Source organism: Candidatus Chlorohelix sp. (assembly GCF_037138995.1).
GTDB lineage: Bacteria > Chloroflexota > Chloroflexia > Chloroheliales > Chloroheliaceae > Chlorohelix.
Genome location: NZ_JBAXHI010000010.1, coordinates 72,596 through 90,840 on the forward strand (window position 1 = coordinate 72,596; position 18,245 = coordinate 90,840).

Below are 18,245 nucleotides of genomic sequence, written 5' to 3' on the forward strand. Positions count from 1 at the left end.
GGTATACGCTTTTATTGCGTTATAAAAAGCCAAGTGGTCTGGTATTAACTTGTCAGACCACTTATTAATTATTGAGGGTGGCACCTTTATTGATTATTATCGGCTCGTTGCTTACTCCAGCGCGTTAGTAATTTTCCCACTATTTTTCGCACTGGATTAATTTTAGCTTCCCTTTTAGTTCTGCTGTCTTGTGCCATTTGGCATTGGCGCATATTTTCTGCTTCGTTGCGATAAGCACTACACCTATAATCTGCTTCAGCCTTTACAATATCGGGATTTAGCGGAATCATTTGAAACCTCCCATTTGATTAAACCTCTTTGTTTAAAACAGGTGTATTTTGAAAACTCGAGGGTATGGGGGCATGCAAATATAACTAGGCTGTTTTTTAATTTCCTCGCATGTAATAACAGACTATGCCTGTTTGGATCTGCCTTTAGAGAAATCGAAAAGAGAACGGTTGATGAGAAAGGTGTATGCGCTGGATTGATATTGCTTTTCAAGGATGCCCGATACTAAACGAGTACCTACCACCTTTATTAGTCCATATTCCTCCATCATATTGAGGTGGTAATAAAGCTTGGTCACGGGGATATTTAGATGTGCTGAAATTTGCTTGGCATTAATCGGCATATCACATACCTTTTCCATAATGCTCTGACGCATAGGATCTGCCATGACTTTCAAGGTTTCTAAATCGGAAATGACGAACTCAGGTTCGGGAGTATATTTTGTTTGATTAATTTCTGACATTTAACAACATTTTACCATTTAAATAAATTAGAACGTCTAAAATTATTTTAGCAAACCTATAGATATTTGTCAATAATAACAGCCCTAAAGCCAGGGCTGTTGCATAGTCAGTATTTATACTTGCAACCGTCCTGGATTCGGAACGACTTATTTTATACTGAAGCTGCCCCTTCGCTCTTGTCGAAAGTTTAAGTGGTTAGAATTGCGAGAGAACCACAAATTTGGTACGAGCGTCGGTTTCTGCTAAAATTGCGCTATGCAAATAACCCGCAAGAATTTTGAAAAGCCTTCGCTAAACTCAGGGCTGAAACTGCCCGTTACCGCCTCAGAATGGCTGGTTTTAGCCTTATTTTTGCTACTCTGCGGGTTGCTACTTGCTAAAATAATTTTCTCTCTCAACATTATGTGGCAAATTTTCAATTATCCATTTCAAGTGGACGAGTCGGAGGGAATGATTGTGGCGGAAGTCGGGATGCTGGCGAAAGGCGCAGATATATTTGCTCCGCCCTCTCGCGACATTTTTATTTCCGCGCCCTATACACCGCTCTATTATTGGCTGAATTTGCCCTTTCTGGAAGTAATGCCCGGCAGTTTCAAACCGGGTAGGCTTATTTCGTTTGCCGCTATGCTCGGTATCGCCCTGCTGATTTTCAAGTTGGTGCATATATATGGCAAAACCCGTCAAAAGCCTTCGTTTAGCAGTGCGGTTATAGCGGCGACAAGTTGGGGCAGTTTGGGGCTGGCGGCTTTCTGGGGCGGGGCAGTCAAGCCGGATATTACGGCAGTATTTTTTAACTTGCTGGCAATCTGGTTTGCGACAAAATGGGGGCTTGGGCAAAGAGCTTTTCGCTTTCTAGGTACAGAGGGTTGGCTTTATTTGTCCGCGCTGGCGGCTGCCTTGTCGCTACAAACCAAACAAACCGCCTTTGCTGCCGCCGTTACAGTGCTGTGCTTTGCATTAATTAAGAAACCTCTCGCCGCGCTCAAGTTTCTGGCGGTATATCTGCTGCTAGGTTTCGCGCCGATGCTGATAATAAATCTACTGAGCAACGGCGGGTTCTGGTGGCACATTGTCACGGTACACGAATTGCCGTGGAGTTTCAGTAATTATTGGAAATTCGCTTCTGCTTTTGCCCTAAACTACCAGATATATCTAGTCATTGCGCTTTTCTTTGCCGCGCTCTATTTGATTGAGATGTTGCCTCGTTTGCTCAAACGCCGCAATCCTTTTCCAACGCTGGCGCAAAACCCTGCTACTTTGCTATTGGGCTATGCTGCTGCTGCACTGTTGGTCACACTGTCGGCGGGAACGTATGGAGGCAACCATAATCACTTGCTCGAATTTGCTGCCGCAATGAGCTTAGGAGTCGGCTTGAGTCTATCGCATCTGCGCGAATGGTGGCAAAGCTCCTCAAAGCGACCGTATCGCTGGCTTTACCCGCTGGTGCTTTTGCTGCTGATAGTGCAAGCGCAAGCAATGTTTGTGGCTGAAGGGCGGGTCAAGCCTGCCGATTTCCCGGTATTGGGTACAATTGCGCCCACCCGCGCAAGCTTAACATTTCTGCGCGACCGTTTCAGCGACCCGGAATGGCTCAGTTTGCAATATCGTGTCCCTCAACCCGATCAGATTAACGGCTATAGCCGGGTAGTGCAGTTTATTACTAACGATACAGGCGCATTAATCTACAGTGATGATGTTTCGTTGGTAATGCCTACCGGAAAGCGCATTTTTACCACCGACACCTTCACCCAAACCCATGCCACTTTCTACGGGCGTTGGGATGAGTCTCAATTGGTGCAAATGGTCAGGGAACGCAAATTCTCGGTTATTGTCCTGCGAGAGAGTATCCAGAAACGAGTGAGCGGAGGTGGACAATTGCAGGATATTTATTTATCACCTGCCTTGGCAAGCGCGATTCTGGAAAACTACGACCAGACCTGTCCAGACCGCGCCACTATCTACGAACCAAAGGACAAAGATAAAAGCAAACGCTGCGGGTAAAGCGCAAACATGGTATCATTTCGCGTGAAATCAGAGCTACGAAGCAATTATAATGGAATTTGGTTTGCAGCAACATACAGATATGCAAAAAGGAAGAAAGATGAAATTAGGGGTTATTGGCGGAGGAGCGTTAGGCTTGACGGTGGCGTTGCGCCGCGCTCAAGCAGGCGATGAAGTGGTAATTTTCGAGAAAGGACAAGAGTCGGGCGGACTTGCTGCTAGTTTCCCCGTTACTGCAAAGGGCAAAGATGGTTCACACCTTGAGAAATATTATCATCATATCTTCGGTACAGACAAAGACATTATTCGCCTGATTGATGAGCTTGGGCTAACCTCAGAAATGGTCTGGAAAAAGCCCAATTCTGCCATTTTGCGCGATGGCAAGATTTTCCGATTGGATGGGGTAGTCAGCATTTTGCGCCTGAAGCCCATCCCCTTCATTGACCGGATTCGTATGGGAGTAGTAGGGCTATATCTAAAGCTGGAAGGCAACTACCAGCGTTTAGCAAAAACTACCGCCAATGCTTGGGTGCAAAAATGGATGGGCAAAAACAGCTACGAGGTGGTTTGGAAGCCGCAACTGCTCAACAAGTTCGGCGACAAATACGACCAAATTGCCATGCCGTGGCTGTGGAGTCGTATCCATGAGCGCACTTTTGCGCTAGGCTATATGCAGGGCGGGTTCAATAAATTTTATGTTGCGTTAGAAAAAGCGGTCAAAAAAGCCGGTGGGCAAGTGCGATTTGGCGCAAACATCAGCGACATCAAGCCCAAGCCAGATGGCAAAGTGAGTATTACCGAAGGTGGGCAAGAGTATATATTCGATAAGGTAGTGACTACAGTACCGACCCGCGTCTTTACCAAAATGGCGGAATCAAGCCTTCCGCAAAGTTATATTGAAAAATACGGTGGGGCAAATTCGGTGGAGCATTACGGGGCGCAGGTGGTAGTATTGTCGCTCAAACGCTCGGTAATGCCCGCCTATTGGTTGAGTATCACCGACCCCGGCTATCCCTTCCTAGCGATGGTGGAGCATACCAACTTTATGCCTACTTCCGACTACGATGGGCAACACTTGCTTTATATGGGCAATTACTTGCCGCACACGCACCCCTATTTTTCAAAAACCGCTGAGGAAATGGTCAAGGAATTCATTCCGGCAATCAAACGCATCAACCCGGATTTTGACGAAAGTTGGATAAACCGTTTCTGGGTTTGGGGCGGACCTTACGCTCAGCCAATTGTAACGATGGACTATTATTCCAAGCTTCCACCGCACGAAACGCCCATCCCCAATGTATATTTGGCAAATATGGCGCACGTGTACCCGCAAGACCGAGGACAGAATTACAGTATCAAGCTTGGCGAGAAAATCGCCAAACTGCTATAGTAAAGCAAAAGCCCCTATCCCAACTAATCGGAAAGGGGTTTTTTGATTCCTTTTAGAGATTCACCCCGATTATCCGATAGCCATAGCCGGGAATGGTGAGCCTGTAGGTATCGCCGGGTTTCACCTTGCCCATCTGGATAGGCTCTGTTAGTTCTGTCCAGTCGTTAAGGGTATATGCAGTAGCGGCATTTAGTTCAAGGCTTGGTTCTGAGAGCGGCAAATCAACCTGACCAGAATTTGGCGAAGGGTTGAACAGGATAATAAAACCACGCCCATTCAGAATATGCGCTGCTCCATCAATATTCACGCCATCAGGGAAGTTAAGCACATGCTGATAAACCGTAAAATATTCGGCAAATTGCTTGCGCCAGTTGAATAATTCCTTGAGAAAACTCAGATATTCTTTGGGTACTTTTGTAAGGTCAAGCGAACCTCCCGCTTGCGTTGCCCCATTTCCAATAACGCTAATCGTTGCGTACTTCAGAATGTTCAAAGGCTGCCCCAACCCTTGATTCAAAGTGCGGCGATAGTTAACGCCATACCAATCGCCCCAGATAGAGCTATAGGGATACTCATAGGTTGCCTGAAATATTTGCTGGCGGCGTGCTAGTTCGCCTTCCAGTATCGGAGGTGTATCGAGGTCAGATAATTGCACCTGATCAACCACGCTCAACCAATGAACATTCGCCGGGGCGCTCCATAACGCAACTCGCAAATCCGGGCGAATGGTTCTTAGCTCGCTTAGGAGAGAAGCATAATATTTAATCATCTCATGATGCTCTTCGTCAGGAGTGCGCCAACGACTCTCGCTACTCTGGCAACCGCTAATATACCAGTCCCTACCATCCCAATATATTTCCTCAAGCGGATAATTGCGGGCAATTTCTAGCATACGAGCATGAATATAATCGCCTGCGCCTGAAAGTGGGCAAAACCGTTGTTTGGGGTCTTGCTTATCCACCCATTTTGGATGTTGTGCGGCAAACTCGTTATAGCCCTCCTGTGCTTCATAGCTGCGACTGAAAGGATTAATCCACAAGCCAAGTGTTTTATTATTTGCCTTGAGCTTTGCTACAATAGGGTCTAGTCCGTTGGGGAAGCGTTCGGGATTTACCTGAAGCGGTGCGCCTAACTGCCAACCCGCATCAATATGCAGCATATCGTAAAAGCCTACCAATTGCATCTGGTCAATCACATCTAGCAATAGCTTCTCATTTATTTCCTGCTCATACGGATACCAAGTGCTAAACCAAACCGGGTCACGCTTGCCTTTGACCACCGCATACTGATTATAGATATATTCGTTGTAGCGTTTAAACCCAAGTTCAAGATTGCCGCGCCACGCTCCAAGCACACTGCTGCCACTTCTAAAACCTTTAGCAGGTTCTACAAAATCGGTGTTCCCAATTTTCAGATTGCCTTTATTGGTAAAAAGCTCATCTCCAAATAGCGACTCATCAAAGAAATACAACCCTTCCTTTTGATTATGCAAAGCAGCAATAGCGTTCGATTCGTTTGCAACAAAATAACGCTCCGACAATGAATCTAAGTTTACCTGTTTTTTGACTATCGAGGCATCGTAGTTCGGTTCGGCTGACCCAAAGGTTTGTGCAAAGCGTTGTGCAGGGGCAATCGGCTCAAGCGTGGGTATTGCTTGCCAATCTTCCAGAATGACCTGTTTAATAACCCAATCAGGGGCTTCAAAAGGCGCAACCTCAATCCATTTCCTGATAAAGTTTTCAGCCGATAAAGCCTGATAATAGAGCCATACCTTTACGAACGCTCCCTGAAACTCGCCTTCTAACTGTACTCGCGCCACACTTCCTGTAATACCTTGCACCGGTAATTCAAAAGCGGTGGCTCTGAACATGCCAGAGTCCAGCACAACATTATTATCGGGTTCACCAGCTAGTTCGTGTGATAGAGTAATCCTGAACTCAGCCCCCGAACTGGATAAATATTCCTGCCCGGTCAGAAGATTCTGAAGGCTGGTTGAAATTGCTCCGCCTTCATTCCCAAAAAGCACTTCACGTTGGATAGCGCCGTTGCCGATTTCGAGCAATTTATCGCCTTGCCAGTTATCAGCAAATCGTACAAAACTGGCAGTTTTCGTACCCTGTATAGCAGCCGATGGCATCGAACCATACCGCCACGTATAATAATGTTGCCCTACATTGCCCATTTCAACGCGCCATTCAGGAGAGTTTGCCGGGTTATAGGTTAGGACGCGCCGCTGAAAAAGCTGAACCAATACATTTTGTTCTTTACCTGCAATCTTTGTTGTAATCCAGTAAGGCTCTGTTATCGGCAAACCGGCTGCGAAAACCCAATCAAAAAGTCGGTCATACGAATAATAGCCATCTTTATAAACAACGCCCCTCGAATTAAAATAATTAATAAATACATCCGGGATGTTATGCCCCACCAAAGGCTCATAATAACTATTGACCACCTTATAGCCTTCAAGTAAGCTATCCACCCTTAGATTTGCCCTATTATCTATCCACTGATTTACAGGGTTGCCGATATTTTGGGTAGCGCGATGGTCGTTATTTAAAGAAGCGAAAATGGTAAAAGTAGCGTAGGTAGGAGCAGCGGGATTAACTTGTGCCGGGTCGCCTGCAACCGGAGCAGTAGCAGGAGAAGAAGCGCTATAGCGGTTGTCGCCAGTTTGTATTTGCCCGCTCACCAGTTCTTTCACCAATAAGCCATTTGTTAAATACCAAGGGCTAGTAGGGTCGGTATTGGGGTTATTTATCTCCATCCGGCTCTTGTCCCAGTAAGCCACCTGTCGCGAACCGCCCGGAGCTTCAAGATAAGGTTCAAAATCAACTTTAATGGGCTGCGTTCCCCACAGCCAGCTACGCGCCGCTTGACCTGCCGCAACAGGCATATCATTACGTGACCAGAGGTTACTAAATTTTCCAATAGCGTTGCTGGTACTTGCATAGGATATGGTGGTTACATCGCCGGCTTGGACAAGCTCGACAAGGCATAGCAGCGTAAGCGCAAGAATTGAGATTTTTCTAAGTCGTAATATCTGCAACTGTTCAACATTCTCCGAATGAAAAAGCCATAAAACAAGATTTAATGCGATATAATAGCATACTATCTATTATTAGAGAGATAAGTGATAACGCAAGTACATCAGTGACAATTCAAGAATTTAGGGGACTTATCAAGGTATTTATTGAGGTTATTTTTGTCATAGGGTAATTTAAGGTGTTTCAAACTAGGCTTTCGGCGGCAGCCATTGGTTTAGGCACTTTTCGAGTTGCTGTAATGTAACAGGTTTGGGCATGTAATCATCCATTCCAGCCGCAGTACACTCATCCCGGGTTTCTGGCAGCGCATTGGCGGTAATTGCAATAATCGGTATATGCTTACCAGTAACCTTTTCATTGGCTCGAATCTTACGAGTGGTTTCAAATCCATTCATTACCGGCATTAGACAATCCATCAAAATCAAACCATAATTTATGTGTTCAAGAGCAACAAGGGCTTCCTGACCGTTTGCAGCTATGTGCGACGCATAACCAAGCCGCTCTAATTGGCTACTAGCGAGTTTTTGATTGGCAATTACATCTTCTACCACTAATATCATGCGCCCTGCTTTTAATTCTTTTGTATAAGATATTTCGGATCTGATGCTTGTTTTTGGCAGGTTTTTGCCCTGTTTTCTTGATTTTCTTATCAATTCTTCGAGTGTATCTATAAGTTGTAATTGTTTAAATGGGCGGCTCAACTCAGCGCTGAAATAATCGCGCAATTCAAGGCGACTTTCATAATTTGGAAGTAGTATTAAATGGTTGGCTTTTAATTCATATTTAGTTTTTATAGTCTTAGCCAAATCTAACCCGCTCATATCATCTAGGCTATTATCAATCAAACAAAAATCGGCCTGTTGATTTTCAGGCATGGAATTAAAATATTCCAAAGCAGCTTTACCGGTTGCTACCCGCTTAACTTTGAGCTTTAACGGTTCCAAATAACGATATAGAATATCCCTTATATTTTGGCTGCTGCTAACCAAAATAACCTCGCGTCCTCTGAGAAGCGGATTTTCAAGCATAGTTGCGCCTTCCAGAACCTTAAAGGGGATTCTAAACCAGAAAGTAGTTCCTTTTCCTTCTTCGCTTTCAACTCCAATCTCGCCGTTCATTTTCTCAACCAATCGCCGGGTAATTGCCAATCCTAAACCGGTTCCTCCATATTGGCGAGTGGTTGAATTATCTGCCTGAATAAACGGCTGGAAAATAATATCTTTCTTGTTTTGGGAAATACCGATACCATTATCACGCACATAAAATTTCAAGATGCAATTATCTTTGGTTTCCTCAATACAAACGACCTGTATTACAACCTCGCCTTTATCCGAAAATTTAATGGCATTGCCCAGTAAATTAAGCAGGATTTGCCTTAAACGTCCGGCATCGCCACTAATTCGTTTTGGTACATCAACCGCTACATAAGTAAGGAGTGATACTCTTTTTTCAGTTGCTTTTGCGGTAAGTAAATCTGCGGCGCTCTCCACTACGCCTGTAATCTCCACAGGTGCTTCATCCAAAATCAGTTTGGCGGCTTCAATTTTTGAGAAATCGAGAATATCATTTATTATTGACAAAAGAGCATATGCCGAATCTTTAATAACTGTAGTAAATTCAAGTTGCTCCTCATCAAGCCCCGCATCTAATAGCAATTCGGACATACCAATGATACCGTTCATCGGTGTCCGAATTTCATGGCTGACAGTAGCAAGAAACTCAGATTTAAGCCTTGAAGCTTCCAGAGCTTCATCTCTAGCCGTTCTCAAGGCTTGCTCTATTTGGCGGCGTTCTGTCATATCTGTGATAACTGCCACCGAACCTATGATTTTCCCATTGTCCCAACGCGGAGAACCATTAATAAGTACATAGATAGGGTTGCCGGAACTATGGCAAAGGCGTATTTCATAATTAAAAGTTTTACCTGCTAAACGCAATTCCCATATTTGCTGCATATAGGGAATATCTTCTTCAAAGGTAAAATCAAGAGGGGACTTACCAATCAACTGTTTTGATTTATAACCCAGCATTGCCGCATAAGCAGGGTTGACATATTCGAACTTGCCTTCCTGATTAGTTACAGTCAAGCCTTGCCCCATCGTATTCATTATTTTTAGCGCAAAATCTCGCTGGGTACGTAATTCCAACTCAATGTTTTTACGCTCGGTAATATCCTGAGAAACGCCAAGTGTTTGGATAAGCTTACCCGTAGCATCCCGTTTAAAAGCAATAACACGGTCATTGAACCAATGCAGTTCTCCATTGGCATTTAACATGCGGTATTCTATTTCAACTATTTTGCCGGGTGCGCTTTCCTGCAAATTATTCAAAGCAGTGAATAACAAAGGATAATCCTCAGGATATATTAACTTGCCGAGTACACCCTCACCCATCTCAGCAATTTGTTGCTGGCTATAACCTAACAATGTTTCGATTCCAGAATTTACGTACAGATTAAGATCGTTAACTGGATCATAAACATACAGCAAATAAGGTAAAGTGTAAGCTATGCTCTCGACGAATCGCTGACTCTCCAACAGTTCTTGCTCATTCTGTATCTTTTGAGTCAGCAATTCTGCTAGGTCAATATGACTCAACTCATTTTGCGCTATCATAGCGAGGTCACGCAGGTTTTCTCTATCAGTCTCGCTAAACTTGCGAGGCATATTATCTATTAGACAAAGAGTACCAATTTTATAACCTGTGGTACTAGATAGAGCGTATCCGGCGTAGAAGCGTATATGTGGCTCACCAACAACCAAGGGATTGTCAAAAAAACGAGGGTCTTCTAGGGCATTTTCAACAACAAATATCTCATCACTTAGGATAGCATGCCCACAAAAAGAAACTTGGCGACCTGTCTCCCGTACATCCAGCCCAAAATAAGCTTTAAACCATTGCCGCTTTTCGTCAATCAGACTTACCAATGCAATAGGAACATTAAAAAGGCGAGTGGCTAAGCGTACAATACGGTCAAAGCGCTCTTCGCTATCTGTATCGAGTATATTTAAGGCTCTGAGACTATTAAGCCGCTCGGCTTCATCGGCAGGTATTCGAGGCTCTATCATTTCCTATTTTTGTTCAAGCGCTGCGCCAATAGCCTGGATAACTTCACTGCTACTGGCTGGTTTTGTAAGAAAGCCATTAGCGCCCTCTTTTCGTGCAGTAATTCTATCCTCATCCTGACCGCTTGCAGTCAACATAATAAATGGAATTGCCTCTAAATTTTTATCGTGGCGCATTCTACGCAACAATTCCATACCATCCATTCTTGGCATAGCCAGGTCGGATATTACCAAATTTATCGTAGATTTCTCAAGCAAAGTCAGGGCTTCCTGTCCGTTTAGAGCCTGAAGAACCTCAAAACCATGCTTTCTAAGGGTAAACCCAAGCGTTCTATGAATTATAAGACTATCGTCAACAACTAGTATCGTACTCATCGTAATTAACACCTTGAATTATATGCTGAAGCTTTTTCGAGCTTCTTCTGCGGTTTCAAAAGTATCGAAGACCCGATCAAATCGAGTCAAGCGTAAAATTCGCCGAGCCGCTTCAAGTTTTGGCAATACCATTTTCACATCCCCTTCTTGCTGGCGGGCATGCTTTAGTAAGGTTACCATTACAGCCATTCCGGCGCTATCCATAAATTCAAGGTTGGTCAGGTCAAGCACATAACGGATAACTGACTGATTTTGCAATTCATCCAATTTTGACCGCAATTGAGGGGCGGTGAACGCATCCAACCGTCCTTCTAATTCCAGCGTTACAATTCTGATTACTATGTCAAAAACATTGATGTTCATAATTAAATATCTTTCTTGCTTATTGTTAGGGCTTTTTCTATAGTCCAGCGATTGTATAAACCATCGCGCCTGTACTCGAAAGAATCGGTCAATTGCTCGACTAGAAACAGACCGTAACCATGCACCTGAGCATTCTCAAGGTCTGGGGCTGTTTCGATGTCACTTTGAAATTCTTTTCCGGTATCACTGACTTTTACCAAGATGCGTAAGGGTTCATTTAGTAATCGAAACTCCAGCCAGATACGATAACCCGGTTTTTCCTCATAGGCATGCCCAACAATATTTGTACAAATTTCGTGAACCGCCAATTGCAAACCATACGCGAGGTTTTCCGGTTCTTCTAGGTCTTCAATTCTTTCAAGGATGCCATTTATCAGCGAACCAAGTATATTCAAATATTTATAATCAGCCGGTAATTCCAACTTGATTAAAATTTCCGATTCAGCCCTATTGTTCATTACTCAATACCTTTCAAAACAACCAAGGTGCGGTCATCAGATTGTTCAGCCCCCGCTTCATATGCTAAAACTTCTTTGAATAATAAATCAGATAGTTGTTTTGCAGTTAAGCTGCGGTTATTTTTTACCAGTTCCAACAACCGGTCATACCCGTACATGTCACCTGCGGCATTAAAGGCTTCGCTAAAACCATCGGTAGCAGCTACGAGTATATCACCACATTCAAATTGTACTTCCTGCCGTTCTGATAGTGAAACGGGTAAAACTCCCAAGGCGGGTCCATCAGCATCGAAGAACTGGATTACGCCATCTGCTTTACAATATATAACCGGAGAATGACCTGCATTGGCATAACTTAAACAGCGGGTAGTAGGCTCATAAAACCCATAAAAGGCTGTAATAAACATTGACAGATCTGTGCAATCTCCGTACAAATCTTCATTTACGCGGCTCATCAGCTTTGCTGGGTTTACCAGATGACTGAAACGAGAGGTATTCTGAAAAGCTATACGCGCCATTGCCATCATCAGAGCGGCAGGAAGACCCTTGCCGGAAACATCACCCACCACAAAATTAAGAGACCCGTTTGAGTGGCTGATAAAATTGAAAAAATCCCCCCCAACCTGACGAGCAGGATAGGAGACCGCAAAAATATCTAGTCCTTTTATACTTGGAAATTTCTGTGGTAACAACCGTAGCTGAATACTGGCTGCCAACTCAAGTTCTGAACGCATGCGGACTTGCGAAAGCGTTTCTGAATATAGAATGACGTTTTCAAGCTGCGCTCCTGCATGTTGGATAATTGCCTGTGCCAATTTGATAACAGGCATAGAAAATGCCTTGTGATGATTAGCCAGTCCCAAACCGGCAAATGGCGCATTATTTATCGTTATGGGCAGAAATAGTAAGTTTTTTGTTCCGTTGTAGCCGCTATTCAGCACCAATGGTCTGTCGTTTGCCCGCGCCTTATTGTGAAGTTCTTGCGCTTGTTGTTCTTCGAGAAAATTATCAGGATATTGAATCAGCAGCTTCGGTTTCCCAGATTCAAACAGCATGGCAAACGCTTTATCACAAGAACACAAACGCGCGGCTTCTTTACATAACGTGGCTAAAATTTCCTCTGGGTTTAAATAACGGCGCATTGAATTAGAAAGCTCGTATAGAGCCAGAAGCTGATCCTGATTCTGAACCAATTCAGAAGTCAACATCCCCAATTCGACTTCATATCGAATCAGATTATCAAGAGCGGTAGCGTCTGCTTCCAAACGAGCAAAAAATAATTGCTCATCCAATCCTTGAACGCGCAGTTCTCCAATTATCTCGCCATCCACTTCCAGTGGAGCTATAACAATACCTGCTGCGTTGCCGGGATAATCCCAGCGCATGATTTGTTCACCGCCGCCGACTATTTCAAAGGAGGTTGCACCTGCTGACTGCCACAAATTGGCGAGTTTTTCAAAATAAGAGAAGCGCGACATTACCAAATCCCGTAATGCCTGTAAAGCTTCATTCATTGAACGCCTTGACCGCTTCTAGCTCGCTTGGGAATATATCAATTGCCCGGTTAATTTTGGTTAGCTCAAAGATAATCCTGACCGATTGTTGCAAATTACACAGGTGCAAATCTCCGTTTTTATCGCGAGAGCGCTTCATACCTTGTACCAATGAAGCAAGCGCAGAGGAGTCAAGGAAATGTACGCCAGCGAGATTTATTACCAACTTTGGGTTGCTCACACTTGTATTATTTTCGAACCATTCCTGCACAGGTTTCAACTCATAAGCATCAAAGCGACCTTTTAATTCAAGAATTGAAATATTCCCCGATACCCTGCTAACCATTTCCATAATGAGCTTTACCTCTTAGCTTTCGGTTTTTTTGAGACTAAGGTTTGTATGTGCAACAAATACCAATCTACTACATCTGAAACCGGCAACCCGGTAGCAGCAGCAAAGTTTTGAGAAGCAATCTCAAGACGGCGTATCGGATTATCCAGTATATTCTCTATAGCTTGGGCAAGGCTTTCGGTATTATCTGGTTCAAAAAACTCCCCAGTAAACCCTTCTTCCGCTACTAAGGCGGCAAAATCCCCTATGTTTGGTAGCACAACTGCACGGGCATACTCACCGGCTTGGTGTAGCACACCCGAACTACCGGTGGTGGAATTATAAGGAAAGACCACTACAGAGGCATCACCAAATACTTTAGGCACATCTTCTTCTGCCACGTAACCGGTAAAGCAGATGGATTTCACCTCGGAGTAAGTTTGCTTGACCGACTCAAGATAGCCCGGAGAATTGGGGCTGTCTGTTCCGGCAATTACAAGCTCCATATCGTGATGGTTTTTAGCTTGCAAAATTTTATAAGCTTCTACCAATGGCTCGACCTTTTTGTAAGTGCCGAATTTCCCAAAGGTCATGATGCGTTGTGGACCCGGCGGCGGTTCAAAAACGGGGTCTGCGCTTGCCTCCTCAAATGAACCATGCGGAGTCAGCAATACATTTTTAGCTTTGTACTTATTCTCCAAAATTTCAACATATTTTGGAATGGTAACTGCCACTAGATTTGAGAGTAGCAACAAACGGGTGAAGATGTAGCCAAAAACGCGAATTAATTTTTCCAGTAAAGGGTTTCCGCCAAAGCCAGCTTTTTTTAGGTCAATAGTCTCCATAATGTTATGTAGCAAGGTGATAACCGGAAAACCGGAGAGCCTGATTAATGCAGGGGTTGTAAGACCTAATGCTGCTGCTACCTTGCCACTGCCAAAACTGGCAAATTGGAGATTGAGTATTACTACATCGGGTTTTTCCTGCCGCACTGCCTTCAAAATGCGTAAAGCGTTAGTTTTTGAGTCAAAATCCCAGCAAGGGACTATACGAGTGGGCGCATAGCCGTCTTTTTCAAACTCAGGATATTGCTCCTTACCCGGCAAGTAATCAACCAGTAGTACCAATTCGCTAACTTCGCGTTTCTGGCGTAGGTATCTGACAAAATGATAGGCATATTCGTTGAGTGAGCCTTTGCCGGGTGGGAAGGTTGTTATCAGCGCAATTTTATAGCTAGGCATTGGAATACACTCCTTTTATATCGTTCATCTTGATTTTGACCAAATCGCGCAAGAAGCGTTGGATTTCTTTGGAGGTATCCACTTTTGAGCCGGGCGCATCTACCCATTCAACCGGAACTTCTGCTATTTTGTAGCCCAATTTTGAACTTAGGTAAAGTATTTCCAAATCAAAAGAAAAGCCGCTGATAGTTTGCGCCGCATACAGCCGATGTGCTGCTTGTTTTGTGAAAAGCTTAAAGCCACATTGAGTGTCTCGCACACCGATTCGGAAAATATAACGCACAATCCAGCGTAACCCCCCGCTTAGTATTCGGCGCAAGATGGTACGATGCGCTTCCTGTGAGCCGTTAGCCGCCCGCGAGCCTACGGCAACATCGTATTGCTCTTTATCCAGCTTAGCTAACAACTTATTGAGTTCTTCTACCGGAGTAGAATTATCGGCATCATCGAAAAGAATGTACTTGCCACGCGCTGCCAGCATTCCCCGCTTGACGGCGCTGCCTTTCCCGCCGTTCTTTTCGGCTACCAACACCCGCAGATTCGCCAATTCGAGTTCTTTGATAAGCTTTACAGTATTATCTTTTGAACCATCGTCAGCAATGATTAATTCCCAATCATAGCCAAAGCTGCAAACGTGCGAGGCTATTGCGCCAATCGTAGGCACAATCCGTTCTTCTTCGTTATAAGCCGGAATTACTATTGAGAGGTAAGGTTCGCCCTTGATAGAAACTGTTTTCCAATTTTCGTAGGCATCATAGCTCATAATTTGCGCCCCTTAGAAACCAAGAAGTAACTATTAATTTTATAATAACATAAGCATGTTACACCATATTTACGATAATATTACCATTATATTAAGCACAATAATTCATTTTTAACTATAATAATACAAAGCATTGTGTTTGATATTATTTTATTACTACATATCAATTATAACAATTGATATTGTGAAATTTTAATGTTTTTTAATATAGGATGTTATAAATCTACGCATTATTATAGTTGGCAAAGGCAAATAATAATTAATTACTAAAAACCGCCGCATATTGCCTCTCCTTTACCTTATTTCAGTCTTTTGCTGTTGACTCACCTTCCCGGTTGTGTTAAAAAAAAGCTAACCACATTTTGAATACACTAGATATTTCGCAACATTTATAAACGGCAAAACTATATTTTTAGTAACTATTCACCCCCTAACCCCCTCAAGGGGGGAAAGAGAGGAAGGGAGTATAGGGGACACCCCTATTACCCCGGCGGGGAGTTTCCCCTGCACCCCTTTTCGTCCGGGCTGTATAGTTACTATTTTTAATTGGTATAATAGAATACTGCTATTGTGGTGACAATGATGTCAGACCAACAATCTAGTGAAGAGGAAGGAAATAAAATGGGAAATCAATATACACCTACAAAAGAAGATAAATTTACCTTTGGTCTTTGGACGGTTGGTAATCGTGGGCGTGACCCTTTTGGGGAAGCGGTACGCGATACCATTTCGCCCATTCGCAGCCTAGAAAGGCTTTCAAAACTGGGCGCATGGGGCGTAAATTTGCATGATAACGACCTCATACCTTTTGGAGCAAGCCTACAAGAGCGTAGCCGGATTGTGAAAGAGTTCAAGAAAGCATTGGATGATACCGAAATGGTAGTACCAATGGCTACCACCAATCTTTTTTACCATCCCGTTTTCAAGGATGGAGCTTTTACCAGTAATGACAAGCGGGTGCGCCATTATGCGCTACAGAAAACTATGCAAGCAATGGATTTGGGCGCAGAATTGGGCGCAAAGATTTATGTTTTCTGGGGAGGGCGCGAAGGCACTGAAGTTGATGCTTCTAAAGATGCACGCGAAGCGATTAAACGCATGCGCGAGGCGATGAACTTCCTGTGCCACTATAACATTGATATGGGCTATGATTTTAAATTCGCGCTCGAAGCTAAACCAAACGAACCTCGCAGTGACATATATTTCCCCACTACCGGGCATATGCTGGCTTTTATCGAAACGTTGGAGCATTCTAATATGGTAGGCGTTAATCCTGAGGTAGCCCATGAGCAAATGAGCGGGTTAAATTTCTACCATGGGGTCGCACAGGCAATCGAAGCAGGTAAGCTATTCCATGTTGACCTGAATGACCAGAAGCCCGGACGCTATGATCAAGATTTGCGCTTTAGTAGCGAGAGCATCAAAGGCATGTTCTATTTGGTTAAGCTACTTGAAGAAAGCGGCTATGAGGGTCCTCGCCATTTTGATGCACACGCTTACCGTTCCGAAGATGAGGAAGGCGTATGGACTTTCGCCTATGGTTGTATGCGCTCGTACATGATACTCAAAGAAAAGGTGCATCGCTTCGAGGAAGACCCTGAAATACAGGCGATTCTCAAGGAATTGAAATCATTAGGTAGCGATTCACCTTTCGATACCGCAAATTACAACAGCGCTACTGCCGAGGCGCTCAAAGCCGCCAGCTTTGATATTGATAATATTGCCAAATTGGGCTTGATGTATGAACAACTTGACCAGCTTGTAATCGAATTGTTACTAGGAATTCGCTAAATCCTAGATTAATATGGGAACGTGTTAAGAGATACGTTCCCAACGTGTAAGCCAAGAGGAAATTTTCTATGCTGAGTATGGCTGCTGCTTTAAAAGGTTTTGAGAAAAACGGTAAAGTTTCCAAACTCACCGAAAATGGCGCTTATAAGGTTACGCTACATCGTCAGTTAGATAGGGAAGACCAAGGACAATTTCTGATTGAGGTTTATAAAGTGGCGCGTAAAGGTGAGAAAGCGCCTGAAAAACCTGAGTTGAATTTACGTTACGATAACTTGACAAAAGCTCTTTCGATTGCCAATCAAGCACTCAGGGGCGGTCTTGATTCTTTGATTTTCTTCAATCGCCTTCCCCAAGATCGTTAATTTTAAGCTGCTATCGTATTGTAGCCATTGCCATTCCGGGCGCAAAGAACCCTCGCCAATACTAGCAAAATGCCGGAGCAAGGGTCTGGTGAATCACTAAGTTAGGTAAAGGCAAGAGGGTTTAAACCCCCTTGCCTTTATTCAGGGTACATTTTGCTTACTTTATTTTTGCTTCGTCAATGGCTTTTTGCGACTGAACCGCGAGGTTGTCTCCGGCAGGCACAAGCTTAATTACCTTTTGCCACTGTTCGATAGCTTTGGCAGGGTCATCCGCTTTGAGTGCATAGCCGTACACATAAAGCGCAAGCGTTTTGTCGGGTTCCTCATCCAGATATTTTTTCAGTTCAGCTTGCGCTTCCTTCAAATTTTGATTATAGAAATAGGAAAAACCCAAACCCAATTGCGCCTTCAATCGGTCGGTTTTTGTTACCGCGGCATTGGGCTGAGTCGCCACTTGTACCGCTTTGCTATAGTTGGTAATCGCGCCAGCAAACTCGCGGCAGCCGTACTCGAAATCGGCATATTTCAATTGGGCTGTAAAATCGGTTGGGTTAGCGGTAATTGGGTCGAGTATCACTGCTCGTTTGGCAGCATCGGCGCATTCTCCCACCGGCTGAGGTTTGAAGCTACCGCCCATTAAACGCCATACGCCATAGCCGAGCGTAAAAAGAACTATTCCTGCGAACAGGATTATCCAGAAAAGTTTCCAAAAAGATAGTTTGTTAACTTCAACTACTTCAGGAATATCACGACCGCGAGTTACAGCGCCGGGTTTTGGAGGTTTTTGTCTAGTTGCCATGTGTAGTTTTCTCTTGT

Annotated in this window: 16 protein-coding genes; 4 read left to right on the forward strand and 12 right to left on the reverse strand. The window is 44.0% G+C overall.

From position 1 onward, the window contains the following. Positions 1–86 precede the first annotated feature (86 nt). Both WCK19_RS06970 and WCK19_RS06975 read right to left on the reverse strand, forming a co-directional pair. On the reverse strand, positions 87–290 hold the full coding sequence (locus WCK19_RS06970; protein WP_342396649.1) for a hypothetical protein: 204 nt from the start codon (positions 288–290) through the stop codon (positions 87–89). Between the two features lie 122 nt (positions 291–412). Continuing rightward, complete coding sequence (locus WCK19_RS06975; RefSeq protein ID WP_342396650.1) at positions 413–676, reverse strand: helix-turn-helix domain-containing protein; 264 nt, start codon at positions 674–676, stop codon at positions 413–415. Between the two features lie 331 nt (positions 677–1,007). On the opposite strand from WCK19_RS06975, the gene WCK19_RS06980 reads away from it, so the two are divergent. Together WCK19_RS06980 and WCK19_RS06985 are read left to right on the forward strand one after the other, a co-directional pair. After that, a complete protein-coding gene (locus tag WCK19_RS06980) occupies positions 1,008–2,753 on the forward strand; it encodes a hypothetical protein (protein ID WP_342396651.1) in 1,746 nt (581 codons plus the stop codon). A gap of 100 nt (positions 2,754–2,853) precedes the next feature. Further along, positions 2,854–4,143 (forward strand): NAD(P)/FAD-dependent oxidoreductase, encoded by a 1,290-nt coding sequence (locus WCK19_RS06985; RefSeq protein ID WP_342396652.1) that lies wholly within the window; start codon positions 2,854–2,856, stop codon positions 4,141–4,143. Between the two features lie 52 nt (positions 4,144–4,195). Here WCK19_RS06985 and WCK19_RS06990 read toward each other — a convergent pair whose 3' ends face one another. From WCK19_RS06990 to WCK19_RS07030, 9 genes are all read right to left on the reverse strand, one after another. After that, entirely contained in the window at positions 4,196–7,189 is a 2,994-nt protein-coding gene (locus WCK19_RS06990) for an alpha-galactosidase (protein WP_342396653.1), read from the reverse strand. Between the two features lie 186 nt (positions 7,190–7,375). Beyond that, positions 7,376–10,255, reverse strand: a complete 2,880-nt coding sequence (locus WCK19_RS06995; protein WP_342396654.1) for a response regulator — start codon at positions 10,253–10,255, stop codon at positions 7,376–7,378. 3 nt (positions 10,256–10,258) lie between these two features. Further along, complete coding sequence (locus WCK19_RS07000; RefSeq protein ID WP_342396655.1) at positions 10,259–10,627, reverse strand: response regulator; 369 nt, start codon at positions 10,625–10,627, stop codon at positions 10,259–10,261. A gap of 18 nt (positions 10,628–10,645) precedes the next feature. After that, positions 10,646–10,990: an STAS domain-containing protein gene (locus tag WCK19_RS07005; RefSeq protein ID WP_342396656.1), complete on the reverse strand. Its 345-nt coding sequence runs from the start codon at positions 10,988–10,990 to the stop codon at positions 10,646–10,648. A gap of 2 nt (positions 10,991–10,992) precedes the next feature. Continuing rightward, the gene (locus tag WCK19_RS07010) at positions 10,993–11,448 is read right to left on the reverse strand and encodes an ATP-binding protein (protein WP_342396657.1); all 456 of its coding nucleotides are present in this window, start codon (positions 11,446–11,448) and stop codon (positions 10,993–10,995) included. Further along, positions 11,448–12,962, reverse strand: coding sequence for a SpoIIE family protein phosphatase (locus tag WCK19_RS07015; RefSeq protein ID WP_342396658.1), 1,515 nt, complete (start codon positions 12,960–12,962; stop codon positions 11,448–11,450). Before WCK19_RS07015 ends, WCK19_RS07010 begins: the two co-directional genes overlap by 1 nt. Then, a complete protein-coding gene (locus tag WCK19_RS07020; RefSeq protein WP_342396659.1) occupies positions 12,955–13,293 on the reverse strand; it encodes an STAS domain-containing protein in 339 nt (112 codons plus the stop codon). The genes WCK19_RS07015 and WCK19_RS07020 overlap by 8 nt, the downstream gene beginning before the upstream one ends. Before the next feature lie 8 nt (positions 13,294–13,301). Continuing rightward, positions 13,302–14,513: a glycosyltransferase gene (locus WCK19_RS07025; RefSeq protein ID WP_342396660.1), complete on the reverse strand. Its 1,212-nt coding sequence runs from the start codon at positions 14,511–14,513 to the stop codon at positions 13,302–13,304. After that, positions 14,506–15,276, reverse strand: a complete 771-nt coding sequence (locus WCK19_RS07030; RefSeq protein ID WP_342396661.1) for a dolichyl-phosphate beta-glucosyltransferase — start codon at positions 15,274–15,276, stop codon at positions 14,506–14,508. The genes WCK19_RS07025 and WCK19_RS07030 overlap by 8 nt, the downstream gene beginning before the upstream one ends. Before the next feature lie 621 nt (positions 15,277–15,897). Between WCK19_RS07030 and xylA the strand changes: the two genes are divergently transcribed. Then, positions 15,898–17,067 (forward strand): xylose isomerase, encoded by a 1,170-nt coding sequence (xylA, locus tag WCK19_RS07035; protein ID WP_342396662.1) that lies wholly within the window; start codon positions 15,898–15,900, stop codon positions 17,065–17,067. Positions 17,068–17,135: 68 nt separating this feature from the next. Beyond that, on the forward strand, positions 17,136–17,429 hold the full coding sequence (locus WCK19_RS07040) for a hypothetical protein (RefSeq protein WP_342396663.1): 294 nt from the start codon (positions 17,136–17,138) through the stop codon (positions 17,427–17,429). A 157-nt stretch (positions 17,430–17,586) separates the two neighbouring features. Here the strand turns inward: WCK19_RS07040 and WCK19_RS07045 are convergent, their stop codons facing one another. Beyond that, positions 17,587–18,228 carry a tetratricopeptide repeat protein gene (locus WCK19_RS07045; RefSeq protein ID WP_342396664.1) on the reverse strand — a complete coding sequence of 214 codons (642 nt, stop codon included), beginning with the start codon at positions 18,226–18,228 and terminating at the stop codon, positions 17,587–17,589. Positions 18,229–18,245 lie beyond the last annotated feature (17 nt).

Excerpts from the sequence above, each read along its gene's own strand:
- WCK19_RS06970 (WP_342396649.1), bottom strand. The coding sequence starts at position 290 with ATGATTCCGCTAAATCCCGATATTGTAAAGGCTGAAGCAGATTATAGG.
- WCK19_RS06975 (WP_342396650.1), bottom strand. The coding sequence starts at position 676 with ATGGCAGATCCTATGCGTCAGAGCATTATGGAAAAGGTATGTGATATG.
- WCK19_RS06980 (WP_342396651.1), top strand. The coding sequence starts at position 1,008 with ATGCAAATAACCCGCAAGAATTTTGAAAAGCCTTCGCTAAACTCAGGG.
- WCK19_RS06985 (WP_342396652.1), top strand. The coding sequence starts at position 2,854 with ATGAAATTAGGGGTTATTGGCGGAGGAGCGTTAGGCTTGACGGTGGCG.
- WCK19_RS06995 (WP_342396654.1), bottom strand. The coding sequence starts at position 10,255 with ATGATAGAGCCTCGAATACCTGCCGATGAAGCCGAGCGGCTTAATAGT.
- WCK19_RS07000 (WP_342396655.1), bottom strand. The coding sequence starts at position 10,627 with ATGAGTACGATACTAGTTGTTGACGATAGTCTTATAATTCATAGAACG.
- WCK19_RS07005 (WP_342396656.1), bottom strand. The coding sequence starts at position 10,990 with ATGAACATCAATGTTTTTGACATAGTAATCAGAATTGTAACGCTGGAA.
- WCK19_RS07010 (WP_342396657.1), bottom strand. The coding sequence starts at position 11,448 with ATGAACAATAGGGCTGAATCGGAAATTTTAATCAAGTTGGAATTACCG.
- WCK19_RS07015 (WP_342396658.1), bottom strand. The coding sequence starts at position 12,962 with ATGAATGAAGCTTTACAGGCATTACGGGATTTGGTAATGTCGCGCTTC.
- WCK19_RS07020 (WP_342396659.1), bottom strand. The coding sequence starts at position 13,293 with ATGGAAATGGTTAGCAGGGTATCGGGGAATATTTCAATTCTTGAATTA.
- WCK19_RS07025 (WP_342396660.1), bottom strand. The coding sequence starts at position 14,513 with ATGCCTAGCTATAAAATTGCGCTGATAACAACCTTCCCACCCGGCAAA.
- WCK19_RS07030 (WP_342396661.1), bottom strand. The coding sequence starts at position 15,276 with ATGAGCTATGATGCCTACGAAAATTGGAAAACAGTTTCTATCAAGGGC.
- xylA (WP_342396662.1), top strand. The coding sequence starts at position 15,898 with ATGGGAAATCAATATACACCTACAAAAGAAGATAAATTTACCTTTGGT.
- WCK19_RS07040 (WP_342396663.1), top strand. The coding sequence starts at position 17,136 with ATGCTGAGTATGGCTGCTGCTTTAAAAGGTTTTGAGAAAAACGGTAAA.
- WCK19_RS07045 (WP_342396664.1), bottom strand. The coding sequence starts at position 18,228 with ATGGCAACTAGACAAAAACCTCCAAAACCCGGCGCTGTAACTCGCGGT.